Origin of the sequence: Frankia alni ACN14a (assembly GCF_000058485.1) — a bacterium.
In the GTDB taxonomy this organism is placed as follows: Bacteria; Actinomycetota; Actinomycetes; order Frankiales; family Frankiaceae; genus Frankia; species Frankia alni.
In genome coordinates this window covers 1695748-1719974 of sequence record NC_008278.1, presented here as the reverse complement: position 1 = coordinate 1719974, position 24227 = coordinate 1695748, and the positions used below count along the sequence as shown (strand labels likewise).

The window sequence follows — 24227 nt, the reverse complement described above, 5'->3', positions numbered from 1 at the left end:
CGACACCCGGGACAGGGGCGACACCCGAGACAGGGGCGACACCCGAGACAGGGACAAGGCGCGGCATCGAGGCCACGGGCGGTCCGTCCAGGTGCGCGCTCATCGGACCCGCACCCATCGGGCCACCGAGGGGACCCCGGCGGTGTTCTGGGCGAACATCATGTAGTACCCCGGCGGAAGCAGGTTCGGATTGTCGGGGACGTCGACCGAGACCTGGCCGCCCTGGCTGCCGGCCGAGACCGGCAGATCGACGCTGCGCTGGTTGGGATCGGCCTGGTGGGTCACCGACGCGGGCCGCAGCAGCGTGACCCGGCCGATGTCGCCGTCGACCGTCAGCGCCTGCCGCGAGCCGTAGCCGAACGTGTCGGCCGCCTGGGTGATCGCGGGCCGTTGGCGGCTCATGTACCAGGGCCGGTAGACCGAGATCGCCTGGCTGAACGATCCGTCGAGCGGGTTGTTCCCGAGCGCGGCGACGCTGCCGTCGGGCAGCAGGAACGCCTGCGAGTGGTAGGTCCGGTCCTGGGGGTCCGGCGGGACGGAGGTGAAGGTGTTCGCGACCGGGTCGTAGATCGACGCCTCGTGCACCGGGTCGGAGCGCAGGTGCCGTCCGCCGCCGGTCTCCAGAACCTTCCCGTCGGGCAGGATCACGGCGCTGACGTACATCTTCGCCGCGGGCAGGTCCGGGCCGGCCTGCCAGTGCGGGTCGGGCTGGCGCAAATCGATGAGGTCGGTGGCGGCGATGGCGTCCGCCCCGGCGTCACCGTTGCCGCCACCCAGGGTCAGCACCCGCCCGGCCTGGGCCGGCGGGAGCAGCACCGAGGCGCCCTGGTCGCGCAGGTTCACGTGGCGCAGGCCCGGCACGTCGTTGACCGTCGCCGTGGCCGGGTCGTAGATGTTCGAGCCGGCGTCGGTCGGCGCGTTGCCGAAGGTGTGGACGCCGGCGTAGAACAGCCGCCCGTCCGTCATCAGCTTCAGCTCCGGGTAGAGGCCCCAGAAGAAGTACGTCTGCGGCACCTGGGAGCCGGGGAGCCAGGCCTGCCGGGAGCTGTCGAACATCTCGGTCGCGACGCTGCCGGCCGCGTTCTGGTCCAGGCCGCCCACGGCGAGGACGTTGCCGTCGCCCAGCTCGGTCAGGCTGGGATACCAGTGGCCGCCGCCCGGCAGGTCGTTCGTCGCGGTGTACGTGTCGGCGACGGGATCGAAGACGTAACTCTTGTCCAGGCCCTTGTAGTTGGCCGTCGCGGTGGAGTAGGCGGACGTTCCACCGGCCAGCAGGATTCGACCGTCCGGGAGTTGGACATGGCCGGAGCAGAATAGGTCGTCCGCTACAGGAACATCTTTGAACCGACCCGTATTCGGATTCCACACGGTCGACTTGAAGGTGTGCGCGTCGAAGGCGGCCAGGTCGTTTCCGGAGCCGGCGACGAGCAGCACGTTCCCGGTGTGCAGGACGCTGGCGTGCACGGACCGCACGGAACTCGGATAGCTGAGCGTCTGCCAGGATCCGCCGCAGTCGGACGCGCACCCGCCCGGCGGCGGGGGCGGGACGGGGCCGGGGTCGCCGCCGCCGGTGTAGTCGACGCGGATCTGCGCCCCGCCGGCCCGGTCGTAGTACTCGGTGATGATCGTGTGGGTGCCCGCGGTCACCGTCGGGGTGGCGGTGAAGGTGGTCGGGCCCTGGTCGTTCCAGCCGTCGATCACCCGGGTGCCGTCGACGAAGACGCGCACCCCGTCGTCGGCGGTCGCGGTGATCGTGGTCGGACCGGCGGCGAAGCGGTCGACCCGGGTCCAGCGGGCGGAAAAGGCGTCCGCGCCGATGCCGGCCACACCCGGGCTGCCGTCGCCGTAGTCGTGGTGCAGGCCGGTCTCGCAGCGCGCCGGCGTCGGCGTGCCGGCGAGCGTGACGTTGGCGAAGTACTGGGCCGACCACTGCAGGCCGTTGCACGCGGCCGCGGGCGTGAGGGTGTAGCCGACCCGCGCGGTCGCGCCCCCGGCGTGCTCGTAGTACTCCACCCGGATGGCATGGCTGCCGGCGGTGACCTCCGTGCTCGCCGTGTAGGTGGTGGGGCCCTGGTCGCGCCACCGGTCGATGATCGGCTGGTCGTCGAGGTAGACCCGGATCCCGTCGTCGGCCGTGACGGTGAACGCCAGGCTGCCGGCGGCGACGGTCGCCGTCCGCGTCCAGCGGGCGGAGAAGTTGTCGGCGCCGATGCCGGCCAGGCCGGGACCGTCGTCGCCCCAGGCGTAGTCGAGGCCCGCCGAGCAGCGGGGCACCCCGGTGCCGCTCAGCGTCCGGTTCGGGAAGTAGGTGCCCGCCCACTCGTCCGCCGCGCAGTCGGGCCCGGCGCCGCCCTGGTCCGCCGGCCCGCCGCCGAGGTCGAACTCGACCATGGCGCCGCCGGCGCTCTGGTAGTACTCGACGACGATCGTGTGGGCACCCGCGGCCAGGGTGCGGGTGCCGGTGAACGTCTGCGGGCCGTGGTCGCCCCAGCCGTCGGCGACGGACTGCCCGTCGATGAGCACCCGGACGCCGTCGTCGCCGGTCACGCTCGCCGTGTAGGCGCCGGCGGCGAGGGTGAGCCGGCGGGTCCAGCGCACCGAGTAGCCGGTGGTGCCGATGCCGGTGACGCCGGGGCCGTTCGCCGACCAGTCGAAGTCGATGGCGGCGTCGCAGCGCTGCCCGACCGGGTCACCGCCCAGATCGGTCCCGGCGTGGAACTCGGCGTTCCACTGGTCGGCCGTACAGGCCTGCGCCGAGGCCGCCGGCGAACCCGCGACCACCAGGACCAGCTGCCCGACCGCCGAGGCCAGCACCACGGCGACCAGTGCCCGACCGGGCCGGACGGGGCGGGCGAGCCGGACCGGACGGGCGCGCCGGATCGGGTGGGCAAGACGGATCGGGTGGGCAAGACGGATCGGGTGGGCAAGATGGCGCGACCGCAGCTCACGTGGCCGCATCGGTGGCCTCCTCCCCCGGCGCGCCCGCCGGCCAGGACAGGCCAGCCGGTCGACCCGCGCCCCGGGCCCGGCCGCGCCCGAGTGATCGTGACGGTCCCGCTGGCCCGTTCGCCGGGGTCGGCGCGGGTGCGGGCGCCGGCCGGCGGCGGTAGACCAGCCGCTCCACCACCAGGTAGCGGATGATCACCGCGGCGGCCAGCGACAGCAGCGTCGCCGTGCCGACGCCGAACCCCCACCGGCCGACGAGCAGCGCGAGCAGTGGCAGCCGGACGACCAGGTCGAGGTTGTTGATGATCGCGAACGCCGGGTAGCGGCGGAGCCGGGAACCGGCCTGGCGGTCCCAGACCAGCAGCTCGCAGCCGACGAAGTTCCAGGCGATCGCGACCTGCGTGGCGAGGATCGCCGCGGCCAGGTAGTGCAGGCCAAGGTGGTGCAGGGCGGCGGTACCGACCAGGTTCGGGACGGTGCCGGATGCCCCGACCAGGGCGAACCGGGCCGGTCGGGGCACCCGCAGCGAGAACAGCCGCCGGACGAACCGTCCCCCCTCGGACATCGAGGCGTTCGAGGCGCCGGCATGCCGCTCGGCGAACGCGTACCCGACCTCCCGGATGCGCAGCGGACCGGCGGTGGCCAGCAGCTCCAGCAGGATCTTGTAGCCGTCGGGCCGCAGCCCCGCCCGGTCGACCGCGGCCACCCGGACGAGGAAGAAGCCGCTCATCACGTCGGACACCCCGCGCAGCCGGCGCGGGAACGCCAGCCGGCAGAGCAGGTTCGAGCCGGTGGAGACGAGGTGACGGGTGGTGCCGGCGAGACCGGAGGCGCTGCCGCCGGACACGTACCTGCTGCCGATGACCACGTCGGCGGCCTCGTGCAGAGCCGCGGCGAGCAGGGCGGGAATCGTCTCCGGCGGATGCTGCAGGTCACCGTCGATGATCACGGCGTAGGGCGCGGCGCACAGGGCGAATCCCTCGCTGACCGCACCGCCGAGACCGCCCACCCGGGCCCGCGGCGCACGGTGGTGCACCCGCACCGGCAGGCTCACCGTCGGCCGGACCCGGGCGATCGCCTCGGGTGTCCCGTCGTCGGAGTCGTCGACGAAGATGACCTCGCCGGCCAGGCCCCGCAACGCGTCGTCGAGCCGGCGCAGCAGGGGCTCGATGTTGTGCGCCTCGTTGCGGGTCGGCACCACGACCGACAGCTGCGGCGCCACCGGCGCGAGGCGATGGGCGGTCGTCGGCGGGTCGAGGTCGAGGTCGCGGTCGAGGGCGCGGCCGGCGTCGGGGACGCGGCCAGCGTCGGCGGCGCGATCGGCGTCGGCGGCGCGATCTGCCTCGGCGGACCGGCTGTCCAGGGGGGTGCGGGGTTGTGGCAGGGTCGGCCGGCGCAGGAGACCGGTGCGGTCGTCGGGAAGATCACCTGTACTCGTCGGCGTCATCGCGGCTGGCCTCCGCCCGGTCCGCGCGCCATCAGTCGGCGGACCCACAGGAGGCGAACCGACGCCGGATGGTTCCCGTTCCCGGGCGCCGCCGCCGGCAATACGACACGGCGTCTGTCGGGCATGGTTGTGGCAAGGAGCATGACGAATTTCCCCCAGCTGGAGCCGGAAAAGAAACAGCGGTTCGGGCCAATTTCGTGACACCCCCGGCCCGAATCTCGGCCTGACAGGTCCCGAGGCCGAGCGAAAAATTACCGTACGGCCGCGACAGGTGGGCACAATTGCCCACCTGGCACACTCCGAGACACAACCGAAGTCGCTACACGACCCGTCGGCATGCCCAACCAGCCTGGAAATCCGTGACATTCTCCGCGGTAATCCTGCGCATCTTTGGCGGAGTCGACGACCGCCTACTCCCACGGCCACGACGCCGCCGGAGAATGCGGTTCATCGCATACGTCTGATGCCGGACAAGAACGTCTATGCCCGGGATGGAGTGAGTCCGGACCGCCGGTCAGGTCAGGTGACGGCCGGGGGCGCGGCGGCCGGGGGCGCGGCGAGCAGCTCGGCAAGGTGGCGGCCGTGCCGGGTCGTGACGTGCGCGGCCTGGGTGCGGCAGGAGAACCCGTCGGCGAGCAGCACCGCGTCCGCGGGCGCCGTCGCGGCCGCCCGGCCGATGCCACGCTGCGCGATCGCGATGGAGACGTCGTAGTGCCCGGCCTCCATCCCGAAGTTGCCGGCGAGGCCGCAGCAGCCGGCCAGCACCTCCAACCGGGCGCCGGCCGTCGAGAGCAGGTCACGATCGGCCGTGAAACCCATGACCGCGTGCTGGTGGCAGTGCGGTTGGGCGAGCACCCGCACCCCGTCGAGGCGGGGGGGCACCCAGCCGGGAGTGGCCGTCAGCAGCTCGGCGAGCGTGCGGACCCCGCCCGCCACCAGGGCCGCGGCCGGGTCGTCGGCAAGCAGCTCGGTCAGGTCGCCGCGCAGCACCGCGGTGCAGGACGGTTCCAGGCCGACGATGGGCGTGCCCGCGCGGGCGTACGGCGCCAGGCTGGCCACGGTAGCCCGCAGCCGCCGGCGTGCCCCGTCGAGCTGGCCGGTGGTGATCCAGGTCAGCCCGCAGCACACCGGGCCGGGCGGCACGACCACCCGGTAGCCGGCCGCGGTCAGCACCTCCACCGCCGCCCGGCCGACCTCGGGCGAGAACGACTCGGTGAACGAGTCGATCCAGAGCACCACATCCCGGCCCCCGGCCCCGTCCCCGCCCCCGCCCCCGCCGTAACCTCCGCCTCCGCCGTAGCCGTCGCCTCCGACCCGGGCGCCGTCCGCCGCCTGGCCGCCCGCCGCGGCCGGAGCACCGTCACCGCCCGGCCCGGCGTCTCGCCGGACCCGCGCCTGCCACCAGCGGCTGAACGGCTCGTCCGCGAACGCGGGAACGTCGCGGCGGGGATCCATGCCACCCAGACGCAGCAGGGCACGCCGCGCCGCGGGCCGGGACAGCACCGCGTTGACCAGCGCCGGCGCCCGGCCGGCGAGGCGGGCCCAGCGCGGCAGCCAGCCGAGGACGTAGTGGCCGACCGGCCGGAGCCGGCGACGGTACGCCCGGTGCAACACCTCGGACTTGTAGGTCGCCATGTCCACCCCGGCCGCGCAGTCGTGGGCGCAGGCCTTGCAGGACAGGCACAGGTCCAGCGCCTCGGCGACCTCCCTGGACGCGGGTCCACCGCGAACCAGCGTCCCGTTCGCCATCTCCTGCAGCACCCGGGCCCGCCCGCGGGTGGAGTCCTTCTCGTCCCGGGTGGCCAGGAACGACGGGCACATGAACCCGCCTGCCGCCGACGAGTCGGCCCGGCAGGTGCCGAGCCCGACGCAGCGGTGCACGGCCCGCCCGAAGTCCCCGGCGTCGGTGCCGAAGGCGAAGCCGCCGGCGACGCGGGGCAACGGGCGGGCGGCGGGCAGGCGCAGGTCGGCGTCGACGGGCCGGGGCCGGACGAGCACCCCCGGATTGAGCAGGTCCGCGGGGTCGAACAGGTGCTTGAACCCGGCGAAGGCGGTGATCGCGGCCGGCGAGTACATCCGGGGCAGCAGCTCGCTGCGGGCGCGGCCGTCGCCGTGCTCGCCCGACAGCGACCCACCGTGCGCGGCGACCAGATCGGCGGCCTCGCCGAGGAAGGTCCGCAGCCGGCCGGTCGCGACCCCGAGCGGCAGATCGAGCCGGACGTGGACACAGCCGTCGCCGAAGTGGCCGTAGGGCACCCCCGCCAGCCGGTGGGCGCGCAGCAGCTCCTCGAAGTCGCACAGGTAGGCGCCGAGCCGCTCGGGCGGCACGGCCGCGTCCTCCCAGCCGGGCCAGGCCGGCTCGCCGTCGGCGGTGCGCCCGGCCAGGCCCGCGCCGTCCTCCCTGATCCGCCACAGCGCACGGCTCTCGGGCCCGGTTGCCAGCACGCGCACCGCCGCCGTCCCCGCGTCGGCCGCCAGCGCCCGGCCGGCCGCCAGGGCCTGCTGCGGCGTGTCCCCACCGACCTCGACGAACAGCCAGCCGGTGCCCGCCGGCAACGCCGGCACCGCGCCCGCCCCGCGGTGGCGGCGGACGATGTCGACCAGCCGGGCGTCCATCCCCTCCATCGCCAGGGGCGCGTGGGCGCGCAGGGGCGGCACCGCGTCCGCGGCGGCCGGCATGTCCGGGTAGCCGAGCACGACCATGGCGGTCGCGAGCGGCGGTGCCACCAGCCGCACCGTTGCGCCGAGCACGACCACGCAGGTCCCCTCGGTGCCCACCAGCGCCCTGGCCAGGTCCGCACCCCGCTCTGGGAGCAGGTGCTCCAGGGAGTAGCCGGACACCTGGCGGCCGAACCGGCCGAGCTCCGTGCGCAGGGTCGCCAGGTTGGCCCGCACGAACGCGTCGAGCCCGGGGACGTCGGTGCGTTCCCCGGCGCCGACGCGCAGCCGGCGACCGGTGCCGTCGAGCACGTCGAGGGACAGCACGTTGTCGGCGGTGCGGCCGTAGGCGATCGCGCGCGAGCCGCAGGCGTTGTTGCCGATCATCCCGCCGACGGTGCAGCGGGCGTGGGTGGACGGGTCCGGGCCGAAGCGCAGGCCGTGGCGGCCGGCGGCGGCCTGCAGCCGGTCGAGGACGACCCCGGGTTGCACGGTGGCGGTGCGTGCGACGGGGTCCAGTGCGACGATGCGGTCGAGGTGCCGGCTGACGTCCATCACGACGCCCGGGCCGACCGCGTTGCCGGCGATCGAGGTGCCGGCGCCGCGGGTCGTCAGCGGGGTGCCACTGGCCCGGCAGACCTCGACGACCGCCGCGATGTCGTCGACCTCCCGCGGGAACACCACCACCGCGGGCGGCACCCGGTAGTTCGACGCGTCCGAGGAGTACTCCGCCCGACGCCGCGCGGACGCGTCGACGGCGGACACCCCGACGGCGGACATCCCGACGGCGGACATCCCGACGGCGAAGGCGGCGCCCGGCCGCTCGCCCAGCGCCGCCCGCAGCCGGGCGACCAGATCCGCCCGGTCCGCGGCGCCGGGGTCGGGGTCGGGGTCGATGGTGTCCGCCCGGCCGGCGGCCGGAAACTGTCGGACCCGGGCGGGACGATGGTCCCGTCCTGCCCCCGTCAGCGCCCGGCCCCGCGACCTGTCCCCGTCCCGCGTCACCCCACCATCCTTGCTGCCGGACGGCGCCTCCCGCACGGGATCGGCCCGTTCGCCGGGATCAGCCCAGTCCGTTCAAGCCAGTCCGACCCCAGGAGGTCACGATGAGCGACATCTCCCCCATCCCCGACGACTACCCCCGGCTCTGTCCCTACCTGTGCGTCGACGGCGCGGCCGCCGCGATCGAGTTCTACGCGTCCGTGCTCGGTGCCACCGAGCGGATGCGCCTGGCGGGCCCCGGCGGCACGGTGGCCCACGCCGAGCTCGCCCTCGGCGACTCGGTGCTCATGCTCTCCGACGAGTTTCCCGAGATGGGTGCCGTGAGCCCCGCCTCGGTCGGCGGGTCCCCGGTGACGATCTCGCTGTACGTCGAGGACGTCGACGCCACCTACGACCGCGCCCTCGCCGCCGGCGCCACCGCGGTGCGGCCGGTGGCAGACCAGTTCTACGGCGACCGGTCCGGCCAGTTCACCGACCCGTTCGGGCATCGCTGGAGCATCGCCTCCCGGGTCGAGCAGGTGCCCCCGCAGGAGATGGCGGCCCGGATGTCGGCGATGGGCGGCGACTGACCGCCCCGGGCCCGGGTTCCCGACCCGACGGTCGCCGCCCCGGCGCCCTCGGCACGGTCATTCCTGGTCGAGGGCGCCCAGCACCGGCGGGAGCTCGCCGGAGTAGACGACGCTGAGCGAGCGGGTGGCCCGCGTCAGCGCGACGTACAGGTCGGCGAGGCCCCGGGTCGGCTCGGTGAGCAGCGCGGCCGGTTCGACGAGTACCACCGCGTCGAACTCCAGGCCCTTGGTCTCCGCCACGCTGAGCACCGCGACCGGCGCGTCCAACGCGTTGCCGGCCGCGCTCGCCGGATCGACCGAGTCCGGGACGACGGCCAGGTCGGGCAGCAGGGCCATCAGCGCCGCCCGCAGCGCCAGCACGTCGCGAGGCCGGGCGATCACGGCCACCCGGCCGGAACCGGCCGCCGCCTCCCGTCTGGCGGCATGCGCGACGGCGGCCAGCAACGGCGCGGACGGCTCGTTCGCGGGAGACGGCGCGTCCCCCAGCAGCCGGGCGAGTCCGGGGACGTCCTCGACGGCGACCTCGCCGACCCGCACCGCCGTGGGGCGGTGGCCCACCGCGCGGACGGACACCGGCGCGGTCAGGCTCGGGTTCTGCGCGCGCAGAACCTCCGCGGCCACGTCCATGATCTCCTGCGGGGTGCGGTAGTTGACGCTGAGCCGTTCCACCGTGAACCGTTCGTCGACGACCGGCGCCAGCAGTTGCGCCCAGCTCGTCGGCGCGCCCGGTCGGGCGGTCTGGGCGAGATCGCCGACGAGGGTGGCCGTCCGTCCGGGGCAGCGACGCCACAGCAGCCGCCACAGCATCGGCGAGACCTCCTGCGCCTCGTCGACGATCAGATGGCCGAACGCCCAGCCACGGTCCTCCCGGGCATGCTCGGCGGCGCTGCGCCGCACCCGCGGACCGGACCACCGGTCGGCGAGCGCGGCCGCGTCGACCTGCCCGTCCAGGCCCAGCATGTCGACCACGCCGCGGGCGTACTCACGTTCCTCCGCCCGTTCCCGCTCGGCGCGCCGGGCGGCCTCGAGGCCCGCCTCCTCCTCGGGGTCGCCGAGCAGTTCGGCCGCCTCGTCGAGCAGCGGCACGTCCGCCGGCGTCCAGCGGCGCCCCCCGCCGGCGCCCCGACCGCCGGCGCCCCGACCGCCAGAGGCCCACCCAGCGGCGGCCGGGTCAGCGCCGCCAGCCGGGTCAGCGCCGCCAGCCGGGTCAGCGCCGCCAGCCGGGCCGCCGGTCCGCGGAACCGGAATGCGGGCCGCGCCCGCGGAACCGCCGCCGGAGCCCCCACCCACCCGATCATCCGGCTGGGCGGCGGTCGGGGCGGCGCCGGCGGCGGTCGGGAGCAGGTTGGCCGCGGCGAACAGGTCGTCGGCATCGTCCTCGCCCGCCGTCCGCGAGCCGGCGGCGCCGCCGGACCGCAACGGCCGCGGCGCGTCGGCACCGGGCGCCGCCCGGCCGGGGCGGGCCGGGGCGGCGGCCGGGGGCAGATCCTGCAGCAGGGCGCGTTCGCCCGGTGTCAGCCGGTTGCCCGCCGCCCGGGCCAGCGCGGCCGAGTCGCTGAACAGGTCGCCGATGAGCTGCTGCGGCGTCAGCAGCGGCCACAGCCCGTCGAGGACCGCCCGGATCTCCTCCTCCGCCCACAGGTCGCGGGTGATCTGCCCACGCTCGTCGGCGTCGAGCAGGCCGCCACGGATCTGCCGGACCACCTGGGTGGTGAGCTCGGCCAGCAGCTCGCGCAGGAAGACCCGCCGGGCCGAGTTGTGCGGGCGGCGGCTGCGGCGGGCCCGGGTGCGGGCCCGGGCGACGGTCTCCTGACCGAGCCGCAGCACATGGTCGTCATAGTTGATCACCAGCTCCTGCCGGGGCAGGCGCTGGCGGTCCCGCACCGCCCCGGCGACGACCTCGGCCATCCGCGGGTCGCCCTTGAGGGTGGCGACCTCGACCGGTTCGTCGGCGGTGGCGTCCACCCCGGGAAACAGCCGCCCGGGGGTCGCGAAGACCACGCCGGTCTCGCCGAGGGACGGCAGCACCTGGTCGATGTACCGCAGGAACACCGGGCTCGGCCCCACGATCAGCACGCCGGACTGGTCGAGCCGGGCCCGGTCGTTGTAGAGCAGGTAGGCCGCGCGGTGCAGCGCCACCGCCGTCTTGCCGGTCCCGGGGCCACCGTCGACGACGAGGATGCCGTTCGCCCGGGCCCGGATGATGCGGTCCTGCTCGGCCTGCAGGGTGGCGATGATGTCGTGCATGCGACCGGTGCGCGGCGCCGCGAGGGTCTCCAGCAGCATCGAGTCGCCGGACTGCGCCACCGCGCCGTCCGGCGCCGACCCGAGCGGCCCCAGCGGGTCGTCCGCGATCCCGGTGACCTCCCGCCCCCGGGTGCGCAGGTGCCGGCGGCGGACGAGGCCCTGCGGGTCGGCGAGGGTCGCCCGGTAGAAGGCCGTGGCGACGGGGGCGCGCCAGTCGACGAGGATGGGCTCCTGCTCGCTGTCGGACAGGCCGATGCGCCCGATGTAGGTGCGCCGGCCGTCGTCGTGGTCCATCGCGCCGAAGCAGAGCCGGCCCTCGGCGGCGTCGAGGCGGGCGAGCCGGTCGGCGTGCGCCGCCGCGAACACGTCCCGCTCGACGATCGACTGCGGGGTGCCGGTGCCGACGTTGAGCAGCACCCCGCGCAGCTGCTCCCGGGTGATCTCCCGGACCTCGTCCAGGCGGGTGTACAGCGTGTCCAGGTACGCCTGCTCGCGGGCGCGCTCGACATCCTGCATGGTCGGCACCGGCGCTCCTCCCGGGTCGGATCGGGTTCGATGGCTGATCGGCGCGGGCCGGCTACGCCGGTGGTCGGCCCGCGAAGGCGCATGCCGCTGCGCCGAGACGCCCATGGCGCCCCGGCGTAGCCCGCGGCGCCCCGGTGCGCAGCCGGCACGACAGCCGGGCCGGCCAGGCCGCCGCGATCACCGGCCGCCGACCACGGCCCGCACCTACCGGCCAGGCGCGGACCGGTGAGCCAGGAAGGTAACAGCACCTTCGCCGCGAACCTTCCCGGCCCGCCGCGCAGACCTGTGTCCTGCCGGTCGGACGGCGGATCGGGTGGATCGGCGTGGATCGGATGGGCAGACGACCACGTCGGCGACGACGTCCCGAACCGTACCCGGGGCACGGTGGCCGCAACGCCGCACCAACGCGTGTTACAGATTACGGACGTCAGGCCCGGACGTCAGGCCCGAACGTCCGGGCACCCATCCGTCCGGGCTACCGCAGACACGCGCACGCACCCGGCTGGGACACGCATCCGGCTGGGACACGCATCCGGCCAGCTAGGAGCGGTCGGTGGCCGACTCGCGCAGGTCGCCGACGTCGCGCTCCTGCCGCACCCGGACCAGCGCCGCGACCAGCCGGGGCAGATCGCCGCGGTCGACCAGCTCCAGGAACCGTTGCGGGCTGGTCGGCAGCCCGAGCTCGCCGGCGGTGCGGCGCACCCGTTCGTCGAGGTAGGGGACGAGCTCGTCCCAGCCGGCCTGGGCCTCGCGCAGGAAGATGTCGGCCCCCACCGGGCCGATGCCCTTGATCTTCTGGAGCATCGCGCGCTCGCGGTCCGGGAAGTGGTCCGCGGCCTCACGCAGGTGCCGGATGTCGCCGTCATAGGTGTCTGACAGATAGCGGCTGGCGTCCGCGAGCTGGCGAGAGGCGCTCTCGTCGTAGCGGGCGTAGCCGTTGCGGTGCAGGACGCCCGTGCGTTCCTCCCAGGTCGCCTCGGCCATCGACGCGGCGTCGGTCCAGCCTGCGTCCATGAGCGCGCAGGTGGCCTGGACCGCCGCCGCGGTCCGGATGCGGGCGCTGGCGAGCAGGGCGAAGACGGTCAGCCGGAACATCGCCTCGGCGGTGTCGGCCGGCACGTCGGCACCGATCTCGTCGGCGTACGTCCGCCCGTGGCGGGTGAGCAGCTCGGCGACCACCGCCTCGGGGTCAGTTGCAACCATGCAGAGGGACTACCCGCGCTACCCGCGCCCACTCCGCCGCCGCCGGCCGGCGGCCACCCGCTGCCACCTGGGAGAACCTTTCGTCTCCTTTCGTCGGTACCAGCAGGCGAGGCAGGCCCCGCGCACGTGCCACTCGGCTCCCGCGGCCCGGCCGTCGGTCCCGACCTGTGGGTTCCGGTCGGCGCATGCCCCGAACGCGATCGTCCCGCAGGCTGGGGGTAGATACTTGAGGAGAAGGGAGGCTGACATGCCCACCGATGCAGAGCGGTCCGCATCGCTGCCGTTGTCGCCCGGCCTGGCCCGAGAGGTGGTCGCGGCGGCCGCCGCGGCGCCCTCGATCCACAACACCCAGCCCTGGCTGTGGCGGCTCGAGGGGGACGGGCTCACCCTCATCGCCGACAGCTCCCGTCAGCTCGACATCGCCGACCCCGAGGGGCGTCAGCTCCTGCTGAGCTGCGGCGCGGCGCTGTGCAACGCCCAGCTGGCGCTGCGGGTCCGCGGCCTGGAACCGGCCGTCGAGCTCCTGCCGGACGGCGGCGACTTCCGGTCGAGCCGCCTGGCCACGGTCACGGTCGTCGGCCAGCGGCCGGCGACCGACACCGAGCGGGCCCTCGTCGAGGCCATCCCCCGCCGGTACACCGACCGCCGTCCCTTCGCCGAGCGCCCGTTGCCCGACGAGGCCGTCGCCCGGCTGCGCGAGGCCGCCGAGGCGCACGGCGCCTGGCTCACCGCGCCGACCGATCCGGACCTGCGGGTGCAGGTCAGCGTCCTGCTCTCGCGGGCCGACTGGATCGAGGAGCACAACGACGACTACCGCAAGGAGCTGGCGTCGTGGAGCCGGACGGCGCCGGCCGCCGACGGCATCCCGCGCAGCGCGGTGGTCCACTCCGACGCGCCTCGCCAGTCCGAGTTCCCGATGCGTGACCTCGACGTCGTCGGCGAGGCCGGCACACTGCTGCGGGATCCCGACGTCGAGCGTCCCGGCATCCTGCTGATCGGAACCGAGGCGGACACCACCGCCGACCGGCTGCGGGCCGGCGAGGCGATGCAGCGGGTGCTGCTCACCGCCACGGCGCTCGGCCTCGCGACGTCGCCCATGTCGCAGGCGATCGACGTCGAGGGCATGCGCGAGCAGTTCCGCGCGGCCACCGGCGGGCTGGGGCACGTCCAGATGATCCTGCGAGCCGGCTACCTGCCCTCGGATACCGAGCCGCTCGGCCCGACCCCGCGGCGGCGGGTCGACGACGTCCTCGACGTCGCCGGCTCCGACGAGCGCGCCTGACGCGGCGCCGATGAGTGGGGGGTTCGGGCTCGATCTGAGCGACGAGCAGCGCCAGCTGCGTTCCTGGGTGCACGGCTTCGCCGCCGACGTGGTCCGCCCCGCGGCGCCGGACTGGGACGAACGCGAGCAGACGCCCTGGCCGATCATCCAGGAGGCGGCCAAGATCGGTCTGTACGACTTCGACGCACTGGCCACGCTGTGGGCGGATCCCACCGGGCTGTCGCTGCCCCTGGTGTCCGAGGAGCTGTTCTGGGGCGACGCCGGGATCGGTATGTCGATCATGGGCACGACGCTCGGTGTCGCCGGCATCGTCTCCGCCGGCACCCCGGAACAGATCGGCGAGTGGGCGCCGCAGTGCTTCGGCGATGCGAGCGACCCGAAGGTGGCGGCGTTCTGCGTCTCGGAGCCGGGCGCCGGCTCGGACGTGTCGGCCCTGCGGGTCCGGGCCCGCCACGACCCCGCCACCGACGAATGGATCCTCAGCGGCCAGAAGGCCTGGATCACCAACGGCGGCATCGCCGCCGTCCACGTCGTCGTCGCGTCCGTGGACCCGGAGTTGGGCTCGCGCGGGCAGGCGGCATTCGTCGTCCCGCCGGGCACCCCCGGGCTCACCGCGTCCCGCAAGATCCGCAAGCTGGGTCTTCGGGCTTCGCACACCGCGGACGTCTTCCTCGACGACGTCCGCGTCCCGGGCCGCTGCCTGCTGGGTGGCCGGGAGCGGCTCGACGAGCGCCTCGCCGCCGCCCGCGCCGGCCGGCGCGCCTCCGGCCAGGCGGCGCTGGCGACCTTCGAGGTCACCCGGCCGATCGTCGGCGCCCAGGCCATCGGCATCGCGCGCGCCGCGTACGAGTACGCCCTGGACTACGCCCGCGGGCGCGAGCAGTTCGGCCGGCCGATCATCACCAACCAGGCGATCGCCTTCGCGCTCGCCGACATGCGGATGGAGATCGACGCGGCCCGGCTGCTCATCTGGCGGGCCGCCTGGATGGGTCACAGCGGCCGGCCGTTCGAGGCCGGCGAGGGATCGATGAGCAAGCTCAAGGCCAGCGAGGTCGCGGTGTGGGCGACGGAGAAGGCGGTGCAGATCCTGGGCGGAGCCGGCTACAGCCGTGACCATCCCGTCGAGCGGATGTTCCGCGACTCCAAGATCTACACAATCTTCGAGGGCACGTCCGAGATCCAGCGGCTCGTCATCGCCCGGGCGATCTCCGGCCTGCACATCGCCTGACGTCGCACCGGGGTATTTCTCCGAAAGCCGCCGAGATACGGGGTCTGCACGGTCACGTGGCGGTTTGATCGCACCAGACCGGGTCGCTCACGGCGGCGCCCGACGTTCGGGGGCGTCGCTGGCCCGCCGGCGGCGGCCCGGTCCCAACCCGGGGGGTCCCGGGGGCGCCGACCACCACGGGGTCCCCGGGGACTCCGAAGACGCCGGGGACTCCGGCCCCCCGCCGAGATCGTCCGCGGCCTCTGCTTGTCCGGAGGCTTTCGTGTCCGGTTTATCCCTCTGGATAGGCGGGAGGACGGCGACAGCGACGGCGGCTTCGGGCTGGGCGCAGCGGTTCGGGCGGGGCGGGTCCGTCAGGGGGTCGCGGGGCCGGGGGCGCTGACGTAGGCGACGCTGGCGTAGCTGTCGGCGGGGCGCCCGGCGGCGTCGACGCAGCGCACGGCCACCGTGACGGGCGTGGGCGCGCCGCCGGCGGCCGCGGCGGCCGGGAGTTCGGCCGCGGCGCAGCGGGCGGTGGGCTCGCCGTACGGGGTCACCTGGAGCGAGCTCGGGGTCCGCGAGATCCCGGGGAAGGTCACCTGGTAGCGGCCGACCCCGAGCCGGCTGATCTGGTTCGTGGCGCCGGTGCTGTTCGCCGAGTACCAGGCCCAGGCGTTCACCGGCGGGCCCGGCGGGACCTGCTGGATCGGCCCGCCGGGACGGGTGATGCCCGTGAACGCGTGGCCGAAGCTGGCCGCACCGGTCGGAATGAGCGCGTGGCCGCTGGTGTAGAGCAGCACGAACGGGCTGTCCGTCCAGACCGACCCGTGCGCGCAGCCGACGAACACCGACTGGCGGTCCGTCTTCACCACCCGACCGAGGGCGTTGCACCCGACAGGACCGTCACCGAGCGCGTTGACCTGCAGGTTGTTGCCGTTTTTCGCGAACGCCGGCCCGGTCAGGTCGACCGTGTAGTGCCCGGCGTCGACCCGGTGGACCTCGATCGTGCCCGGCCCGCTGACGCTGTAGGCGTTCGTCGGGCGGGAGGTGGCGGCCGACGCGGAGTCGGACCGGAGATAGGCGTACGCCCCGACCGACGACGGCTGCGGGGACGCGGTGTCGGAGGACGACGCGGTGTCGGAGGACGACGCGGTGTCGGAGGACGACGCGGTGACCGGGGTTGCCGCGCTGGCCAGGGGCGCCGGGCTGACCGGGGACGCGGGCCGGGTCGGGATCGGGGTCACCGATGCGGTGTCCGGCACGTGGGTGAACAGCGCGGTGAAGGCGGAGTCGGCCGGCGCCCCGGCGGCGTCGCGGCAGGTCAGGTCGACCTGCTCGTCCCGGCCGGCGGCGCCCCAGCGCACGACGTGGCAGGAGACGACCGGCGTGGTGGTCGTCGCGGCGGCCCCGGCCGGGTCCAGCGCGGTCACGATCGCCGCGCCGCGCCCGGCGGCCACGGCGATACCGGGAAAGGTGACCCGGTAGCCGCCGGTCTGCCGCCGCGCGACCGTGACCTGCGCGGCGGCGCCCGACCCCCCGGCGGTGCGCCAACTCCCGGCGCTCCGCGCCGGCGGGACCGCCGTGGGCGCGGTCCCCGCCGGCCCGGCCGCGGTCGGCGCGGTCCCCGGGGCGCCGGCGGGTGTGACGCTGGCGAAGCCCCAGACCGGCGCCGAGGCCGCCCCGGCGCTGCCGGTCGGCGTGGTCGAAGGGGACTGCGCGGCGCCGCGGAGGCGCTCCGAGTCGGATTTCGCCGTACGGGCCGCATCCCGGGACCGGCCGTCGCCGCGGTGGCCATCGTCCGAGCAGGCGGCCAGGGCGAACAGCGCCGCCGCGCAGCCCAGTGCGCCGGCGACCCGCGTCACCCGCGCCGCCCTGGTCACCCGAGCTGCCCGAGCTGCCTGAGCCACGGCTGCCCGGGCTGCCCGCGCGACCAAGACGGTCTGGCCGGACTGGCCGACCCGGGCGGACTGGCCGGACTGGGCGGTCTGGCCGACCCGGCCGGACTGGCCGGACTGGGCGGACTGGGCGGACTGGGCGGCCATCCTCGCCATGCGGTGCCTTTCCTCGCGTCCAGATCTCGCTCTCGCGTCCAGATCTCGTTGCCACGACAATGGCACATCCCGGGCGTAGGGAGCCGCCCGAGACCGGCCCGAACCCTGTCAATCCGCTGACAACCAGGTCGGAAGGGCAGTCGGAGCCCCGACAGTCCTGCAACAGGGGACACTCCCCTAAGCTTTTCCCATGTGATCCGCCGCGTCGGCGGGTCGGGACACCATGATCGATCAAGGGTCGGTGCGCGACACCGGCGGGTCCGCGCCCGGCGCGGCGCCCCGCCCGGACCGCGGTCGGCACGCGGCAGGCAGGGGTACAGGTCGATGGCGTCATCGGATGCTGGTGTGGCGGCGCGCGCCGTTCCTCTCGGCCCGGACGACCCCCGCGAGCTCGGCTCGTACACGCTGCTGGGCAAGCTCGGCCAGGGCGGCATGGGCATGGTCTACCTGGGACGCTCGGAGAAGGGCCGGCTCGTCGCGATCAAGGTGATCCGGACGGAGGCGGTCGGCAACCCCGAGTTCCGGGCCCGGTTCCGGCTGGAGGCGGAGACGGCCCGGCGCGTCGCCCGGGTGTGCACCGCCGAGGTCCTCGACGCCGACCCCGACGCCGAATGGCCCTACCTCGTCACCGAGTTCATCGAGGGCGAGACGCTGGCGCGCTACGTCCAGCGCAACGGCCCGCTCGCCGACGCCAACCTGGAACAGCTCGCGGTCGGCGTCGCCGCGGCCCTCACCGCCATCCACAGCGCCGGAATCGTGCACCGCGACCTCAAGCCGGCCAACGTCATCCTCTCCCCCTTCGGCCCCAGGGTGATCGACTTCGGGATCGCCCGGGCCGTCGACGCCGGCAGCGGCCTGACCGGCGACCTGCAGCAGCTCGGCACGCCCGCGTTCATGTCCCCCGAGCAGATCGAGAGCCAGCCGATCTCCTCCGCGGTGGACATCTGGGCGTGGGGCGGGCTGGTCGCCTTCGCGGCCACCGGCCACTACCCGTTCGGCGACGCCTCCGCCCAGGTGCTGCTCTACCGGGCACTGCACGAGGAACCGCGCCTCGACGACGTGGACCCGGCCCTGCGCCCGATCGTCTGGCTCGCGATGCGCAAGGACCCGGCCACCCGGCCCACCGCGCAGCAGCTCATGCTGCGCCTGCTCGGCGACCCGTCTGGCACCGGCCCGGACGCCGCCGCCGCCGTCGACCCGCAGGACGTCACCAACGTCCTGCAGGGCTGGAACCTGCCCGCCCCATCCCCGGCCGGCCCTGGCACCAGCGGCCCGACCGCGGGCGCCGTGGGCACCGGACCGGCGGCGGACGTCGGCGGGCGCGGGGTGGCCGCCGCGGCGGCGGGTGCCGGGACGGGCGCCGCCGCCGGGTACACCGCCGACCCCGACGCCCCGACCAGGCTGCCGACCGGCCTCGGCGCGCCGGTGCCGCCGCGGACGGCGGGCGACGGGACCGTCGCCGGCCAGTCCCCCACCCGGGTCGGCGCCGAGGCCGGCGGGCCGTCCTGGCCAGGCGGGCCCGGAGGAAGCGGCGGTGCGGCGTCGCCGCCCGGCGGCGCGGGTGCACGCGGCCACAGAAACCGCGTGCCGCTGCTCGTCGGCGGCGGCGTCGTCGTGGTCGGCGCGATCCTCGCCGGCATCCTCGCCCTGACCTCCGGCGGCAGCGACGGCGGCAACTCCGCCGCAACGGGCAGCAGTCCCAGGCCCGCCGCCTCCGCAGGGGCCGCGTCCACCGGGGCCCCGTCCGCGCAGCCCGGCGCGTTCACGCTGCCCCGCTCGCCCGAGCCGCTGGGCCGCGACACCGTCGTCTACGCCTCCAACCGCAACGGCAACTACGACCTGTTCCGCGGCGACGTCACCGGCGACGGCGGCCTCCAGAACGACAAGCCGCTGCTCACCGGCCCGGACAACGACATGCTGCCGGCGATCTCCGGTGACCGGAAGACGGTCGTCTTCTTCAAGAAGGGCAGCCCGAACACGCTGCAGGCGATCGCCGCCGACGGCACCGGCAAGCCCGTGCAACTGTTCACCTCCGGCCCGGCGGCCAACCTGACGATCGCCAACGATGCCCGGCCGTCCCTCTCCCCCGACGGTGAGTTCCTCGTCGTCCGGTCAAGTACCGACGAGAAGCGCGACCAGAATCCAGGCCTCTACATCGTCCGGCTCGACGGGTCGAGCGTGCGCAGACTCAAGACGAAGCCGCAGGCGACCGATCCGGCCTGGTCGCCGGACGGCGAGCGCATCGCCTACTGGTCCAACAACGCCGGCGGCGATCGGGGCTTCGTCGTGGTCATCTCCGTCGAACCCGACGCCGTCGCACAGCCGGTGATCAATGACAAGCTGACCACCGACTCCGACCCGGTCTGGTCACCGAACGGCGACAAGATCGCTTTCACTCGAGAGCAGAACGGCGACCTGGAGATCTTCGAGATGGGCTCGGACGGCTCCGACGTCCGCCAGCTCACCCACGCGCGCGGCGACGACCAGGACCCCGCCTTCGGCCCCGACGGCCGCATCGTCTTCTCCGGCCAGCGCGACCCCGCCAACCCCAACGCCCGCCAGCTGTTCGTCCTCAACCCGAACGACCCCGCCGCCGGCGACCGCCAGCTCACCACCCTCGGCGGCTTCAACGGCCACGCCCGCTGGAACGCCGGCTGACCCAGCCCGCGCCCACCGCCGGCCGGCCCGTCCTGCTTATCCAGAGGGATTTTTCGGACACCTAAGCCTCTGGATAAGCGGTAGAGCCTGTCCACAGGCCGGCGAGTTGTCCACAGATGGCGTACAGGTGGGTTCCGCGGGGGCGCGTCCGAGCCCACACTCGGGACGTGGCCCAGTCCTACGAGAAGGTCATCGCGCTGGCCCGCCGGCAGGACGACATGGTCCTGCGCCGAGATGCTCGCCGGCTCGGCATGTCCGACGAGGCGATCAAGCTGCGGCGACGGCGGCACGGCTGGACGTCGCCCATCCGCGGCACGCTGTTCGTGCCGCCCGTTCGCGACGAGCTGCGAGCCCATGCTCGGGCGGCCCTCGCCATCGCCGGTGGCACGATTTGCGGGCGCACCGCCGCCCGGCTGCACGGGCTGCCCGGGCTCCTGCTGCGACGGCCCCACGAGCCGGTCGACATCGCACTGCCCGGAGAGGGAGACAATCGGCAGCGGCGCGGCTACCTCCGGCACTGGATGACGACGCCCGACGCGGAGACCGTCGATCTCGCCGGCATTCGAACGAGCACGATCCGGCGCACTCTTGAGGATCTGGCGTTGCTGTGCGATCGCGACGTGTTCGTCGGCGTCCTCGACGCCATGCTCCAGCAGGAGCACCTGACCCGCGACGAGATCCTCGACCTGCGCGTGCGGGTGACAGCACGTCGCCATGGCGACCGCGCGGAACGCTGGTGGTCGCAGATCGACGGGCGAGCAGAGTCTCCGCTGGAAACGCGAGTCCGGCTGTTGCTCGATGATGCTGGCCTGCTACCCGACGAGCTTCAGTGGCTGGTCCGCGATCCCTCGTCGGGGCTGCCGCTGGCCAGGCTCGACTTCGCCTGGCCGTCGCTGCGCGTGGCGATCGAGACGGACGGCGCCGGACCGCACGATGAGCCCACGGCGCTGTACCGGGACCGGACCCGGCAGAACGCGTTGGTTCGCCTCGGCTGGAACGTTCTGCGCTTCACCTGGCGGGATGCGATCTATGAGGCGCGGGGGCTCCGGGAGACCGTACGCGCCGCCCTCCGTCGGGCTGCGTCGACGCGTCTCCCGGCGGCGGGCGGCGGCTACGCCTGAGGTGAGCCAGCCGCCGGTGGACCTTCCTGCTTGTCCGGAGGGCATCGGCGTCCGAATTATCCCTCCGGACAAGCAGGAGAAGGGGCCGTGGCTAGCGCGGGGGGCCGCTGACGGGGGCGGCGGGGGCGCGCTTGACGGTCTTGGGGTCCATGCGGCGGATCAGCAGGGAGGTGAAGATGATGAACAGGATGCCGATCACGGCGCCCGCGACGATGTCGGTGAGGTAGGCCGACGCCGTGTGGTTGTAGAAGGGGTCGACGACGACCTTCGGGTTGATCGGCTTGTGGTTGTCGGGGCGCAGCACGCCGGCGAGGGTGATGCGGTTCATGTCCGCGATCGACGACATCGACGCGAACCCCCAGCGGGCCGGCGCGATGTAGCTGACCTGCTCCAGGCCCGCGGTGCCCTTGACCGGCACGATGCCACCGCTGAAGATCAGCTGGGCCATCGTGATCAGGACGAGCAGGGGCATCGTCTTGTCGGCGTTGTCGACCAGCGCCGAGATCACCAGGCCGAGCATCGCCGAGGCCAGCGACACCACGATCACCGCGATCAGCATCTCCAGCAGCGAGTTGCCGAGGATGAGCCCGGCCTTGGGCGTTCGCCCGGCCAGTCCGATCAACGTGAACGGGATCGACTGCGCCACCGTGATCACGATCAGGACGAGGACCTTCGACCCGATGTACGCCGTGCGGGACAGGCCGATGGCTCTCTCCCGGCGATAGATCGCCCTTTCCTTGACGATCTCGCGGACCGAGTTCGCCATGCCCATGAAACAGGCACAGAGCACCATGATCAGCAGGATCGTCGGGCCGTCGGAGTTCGGCGAGAACTGTTTGGCCTGCTCGGCCGTCAGGTCGAAGTTCCCGCCGATGGCTCTGGGTATCAGCCCCAACAGGAACGGGAACGCGATGATCAGCCGCAGGTAGGACTTGTCCGACGCCACGACGGCCATGGTTCGGCGACTCAGCGTGACCAGCTGGGAGGCCACCGACTGCTGGCGCAGCGAGGGCAGTTCCTCCGGCGCCGGCCGCGCCGACGGCGCGGTGATCGACGCCGGCACGTAGTACCGCGAGTTGCGGAAGCGGGCCGCCGACTCGGCGCCCGGCGTCGCCTCCAGGTTGAGGAAGACGTCCGGGTAGTCCCGCTTGCCGAAGAAGGTCAGCGCGTCCTGGGGCGGTCCGAAGTAGGCGACATACCCGCCCGGCGCCAGCACCAGGATGTAGTCGCACAGGTCGAGCTGGGCCACGCTGTGGGTGACCACGATGACCGTCCGGCCGTCGTCCGCCAGCTTGCGCAGCGACTCCATGACGTTCTTGTCCATGCCCGGGTCGAGACCGGAGGTCGGCTCGTCCAAGTAGAGCAGGGTCGGCCGGGTCAGCAGCTCCAGCGCCACCGAGGTCCGCTTGCGCTGGCCACCGGACAGCCTCGACACCTGGGTGTTCGCGTGCTGGGTGAGGCCGAGCTCGGCGAGGACCTCGTCGACGCGGGTGCGCCGCTCCGCCTTCGTGACGTCCGGCGGGAAGCGCAGCTCGGCGCCGTACTCCAGGGCCTTGCGCACGGTGAGCGAGGTGTGCAGCAGGTCCTCCTGCGGCACGTAGCCGATGCGGCGCCGCAGCTCGTCGTACTCGGAGTACAGGTCACGGCCGGCGTAGCGGACGGTCCCCTTGTCCGCGGGCCGGAACCCGGTCAGGGCGTTGAGCAGGGTCGACTTGCCGGCGCCCGAGGGCCCGACGACGCCGAGCAGCGCCCGGCCGGGCAGCTTGAAGGTCATGTCGTGCATGAGCTGCTTCTGGCCGGCCCAGACGTTCAGGGCGTCGGCCTCGAAGCTGACGTCGCCGGAGTCGATGTACTCGACGAGCTGGTCGCCCTCGAGCTGGAAGACGTGGTGACCGACGGCGATGACGTCGCCCTGGCCGACCTCCGTCCGGTTGATCCGGCGGCCGTTGACGAACACGCCGTTGGCCGAGTCGAGGTCGGCGATCTGCAGGCCCGACCGGCCGATGTAGAGCTCGGCGTGCCGGCGGGAGGCGAGCAGGTCGGTGATGACGATGTCGTTGTCCCGGGCGCGGCCGATCGACATCGTGCCCTGGCGCAGGCGGTAGGTGGTGCGCCGCTCGTGCTCCTGCTCGAGGCTGGTCGAGCCGCTGGAACGCTCACCGCGGCGGCGGTCGTCGTAGTCGTCGTAGTCGCGCCCGCGCTGCGCCGGGCTCGTCGGCCCCTGGTGGCCGCGGCTGCCCCGCCCCGAGGTGGGCCGCGGCGGGCTGTAGCCGGCGGCGTTGGGCAGCATCGTCTGCATGTCGTAGCCGGGGTCGTAGGCCGGCTCGTCGATCGGGCCGCGCCCCTGCGGGAACTCGGGGTGGACGACGACCTCGGGCCCCGTGGGGGTCCCCAGCCGCAGCCGCACCTCGTCGTGCACCGGCACCGACTCGGGCATCCGCTGCCCGTCGATCCAGGTGCCGTTGGAGCTGATGTCCCGGACGACCCAGCCGCTGCCGGCCTGTTCGAGGAGGAGGTGACGGCGAGAGACCCGGCTGTCGGCGATGACGTAGTCGGCGGTCCGGGCACGGCCGATGATGAACTGGGCCTCGGCGGGCACGGTGGCCGCACCGGCCTCGGTGACGACTCTCAGGAAGGTCGTCTGCACGTGTTTCCCCCTTCGCGACGGGACGCTGGCCGGGTTGTCCCGCCGAACTCCACCTTGTAACTACGCCAGGTCGTGTCACCAAGCCGAGCGATGTCACCGTTTCGAGCGGCGCCACCGGGGTGACCGATGACGCCACGCCGAGCGGTCACGCGGGTTGACCGATCATGCCGGATGTCCGATCGTAGCGTCGTGGGATGACCTTGATCCACCCCGGGTGACGGTTGACCGGCCAGCCGTACGGCGTTCCCGCCGTCGCATTCGACCTCTGGACATGTCTCGGTTTCCTGCCGCCTCTTGATCCTTCGATATGCCGGCTGCCTGCACGGACCTTCTCCGCTGTCGGCCCAGGTCGGGCCGCCACCGCGGCGGCCGTGCCACGGGGACGAGGGTGACGACGCGCGACTCCCGTGCGGCACCCTATGAGAATGCCGGTCGATGAGCCTCGACAGTGGCATCTGTCGCAGATCCGACCGAGGGGGACGCCGGACGGATTCGGGCGCCTGACCGTCCGTACCCAACCGATGCACATGGCGAGCCCACCAGGACCGCGGCCACTCGCTTCGCGTCCGGGAAATGCCTGGGTGCGCGCCCTGCACCGGCGCAAGGCCGGCCTGCGCCCAGCCGGCTGCGACGGGCGGCCGAACGACCGCGGACGGTCCGGGCC

The 24227-nt window shown here is 74.0% G+C and carries 12 protein-coding genes; 5 read left to right on the top strand and 7 right to left on the bottom strand.

The genetic code is table 11. The annotated features are described in order from the left end of the window. Nucleotides 1-99 precede the first annotated feature (99 nt). The 3 genes from FRAAL_RS06900 to FRAAL_RS06890 all read right to left on the bottom strand — a co-directional run bounded on the left by FRAAL_RS06900 (nt 100) and on the right by FRAAL_RS06890 (nt 8056). The gene (locus FRAAL_RS06900) at nt 100-2958 is read right to left on the bottom strand and encodes a PA14 domain-containing protein (RefSeq protein WP_011602783.1); all 2859 of its coding nucleotides are present in this window, start codon (nt 2956-2958) and stop codon (nt 100-102) included. Beyond that, complete coding sequence (locus tag FRAAL_RS06895) at nt 2945-4393, bottom strand: glycosyltransferase (RefSeq protein ID WP_011602782.1); 1449 nt, start codon at nt 4391-4393, stop codon at nt 2945-2947. Before FRAAL_RS06895 ends, FRAAL_RS06900 begins: the two co-directional genes overlap by 14 nt. A 519-nt stretch (nt 4394-4912) precedes the next feature. Beyond that, entirely contained in the window at nt 4913-8056 is a 3144-nt protein-coding gene (locus tag FRAAL_RS06890) for an FAD-binding and (Fe-S)-binding domain-containing protein (protein ID WP_231861547.1), read from the bottom strand. A gap of 101 nt (nt 8057-8157) precedes the next feature. Here FRAAL_RS06890 and FRAAL_RS06885 point away from each other — a divergent pair, with 101 nt between their 5' ends. Then, nucleotides 8158-8622 (top strand): VOC family protein, encoded by a 465-nt coding sequence (locus tag FRAAL_RS06885; RefSeq protein WP_011602780.1) that lies wholly within the window; start codon nt 8158-8160, stop codon nt 8620-8622. A 57-nt stretch (nt 8623-8679) separates the two neighbouring features. Here the strand turns inward: FRAAL_RS06885 and FRAAL_RS32350 are convergent, their stop codons facing one another. Further along, a complete protein-coding gene (locus FRAAL_RS32350) occupies nt 8680-11394 on the bottom strand; it encodes a HelD family protein (RefSeq protein ID WP_041938949.1) in 2715 nt (904 codons plus the stop codon). A gap of 540 nt (nt 11395-11934) precedes the next feature. Beyond that, a complete protein-coding gene (locus tag FRAAL_RS06875) occupies nt 11935-12597 on the bottom strand; it encodes an HhH-GDP family DNA glycosylase (RefSeq protein ID WP_011602778.1) in 663 nt (220 codons plus the stop codon). A 247-nt stretch (nt 12598-12844) separates the two neighbouring features. Between FRAAL_RS06875 and FRAAL_RS06870 the strand changes: the two genes are divergently transcribed. Then, a complete protein-coding gene (locus tag FRAAL_RS06870) occupies nt 12845-13879 on the top strand; it encodes an Acg family FMN-binding oxidoreductase (protein ID WP_041938948.1) in 1035 nt (344 codons plus the stop codon). 10 nt (nt 13880-13889) lie between these two features. Next, a complete protein-coding gene (locus FRAAL_RS06865; protein ID WP_011602772.1) occupies nt 13890-15107 on the top strand; it encodes an acyl-CoA dehydrogenase family protein in 1218 nt (405 codons plus the stop codon). Between the two features lie 353 nt (nt 15108-15460). On the opposite strand, the gene FRAAL_RS06860 is transcribed toward FRAAL_RS06865, so the two are convergent. Beyond that, on the bottom strand, nt 15461-17137 hold the full coding sequence (locus tag FRAAL_RS06860; protein WP_231861546.1) for a hypothetical protein: 1677 nt from the start codon (nt 17135-17137) through the stop codon (nt 15461-15463). A 324-nt stretch (nt 17138-17461) separates the two neighbouring features. Between FRAAL_RS06860 and FRAAL_RS06855 the strand changes: the two genes are divergently transcribed. Together FRAAL_RS06855 and FRAAL_RS30245 are read left to right on the top strand one after the other, a co-directional pair. Further along, the gene (locus tag FRAAL_RS06855) at nt 17462-19795 is read left to right on the top strand and encodes a protein kinase domain-containing protein (RefSeq protein WP_041938947.1); all 2334 of its coding nucleotides are present in this window, start codon (nt 17462-17464) and stop codon (nt 19793-19795) included. Nucleotides 19796-19962: 167 nt separating this feature from the next. After that, nucleotides 19963-20916 carry an endonuclease domain-containing protein gene (locus FRAAL_RS30245; protein WP_050997032.1) on the top strand — a complete coding sequence of 318 codons (954 nt, stop codon included), beginning with the start codon at nt 19963-19965 and terminating at the stop codon, nt 20914-20916. Between the two features lie 91 nt (nt 20917-21007). Here FRAAL_RS30245 and FRAAL_RS06845 read toward each other — a convergent pair whose 3' ends face one another. Beyond that, a complete protein-coding gene (locus FRAAL_RS06845; RefSeq protein WP_011602768.1) occupies nt 21008-23563 on the bottom strand; it encodes an FHA domain-containing protein in 2556 nt (851 codons plus the stop codon). Nucleotides 23564-24227: the final 664 nt, after the last annotated feature.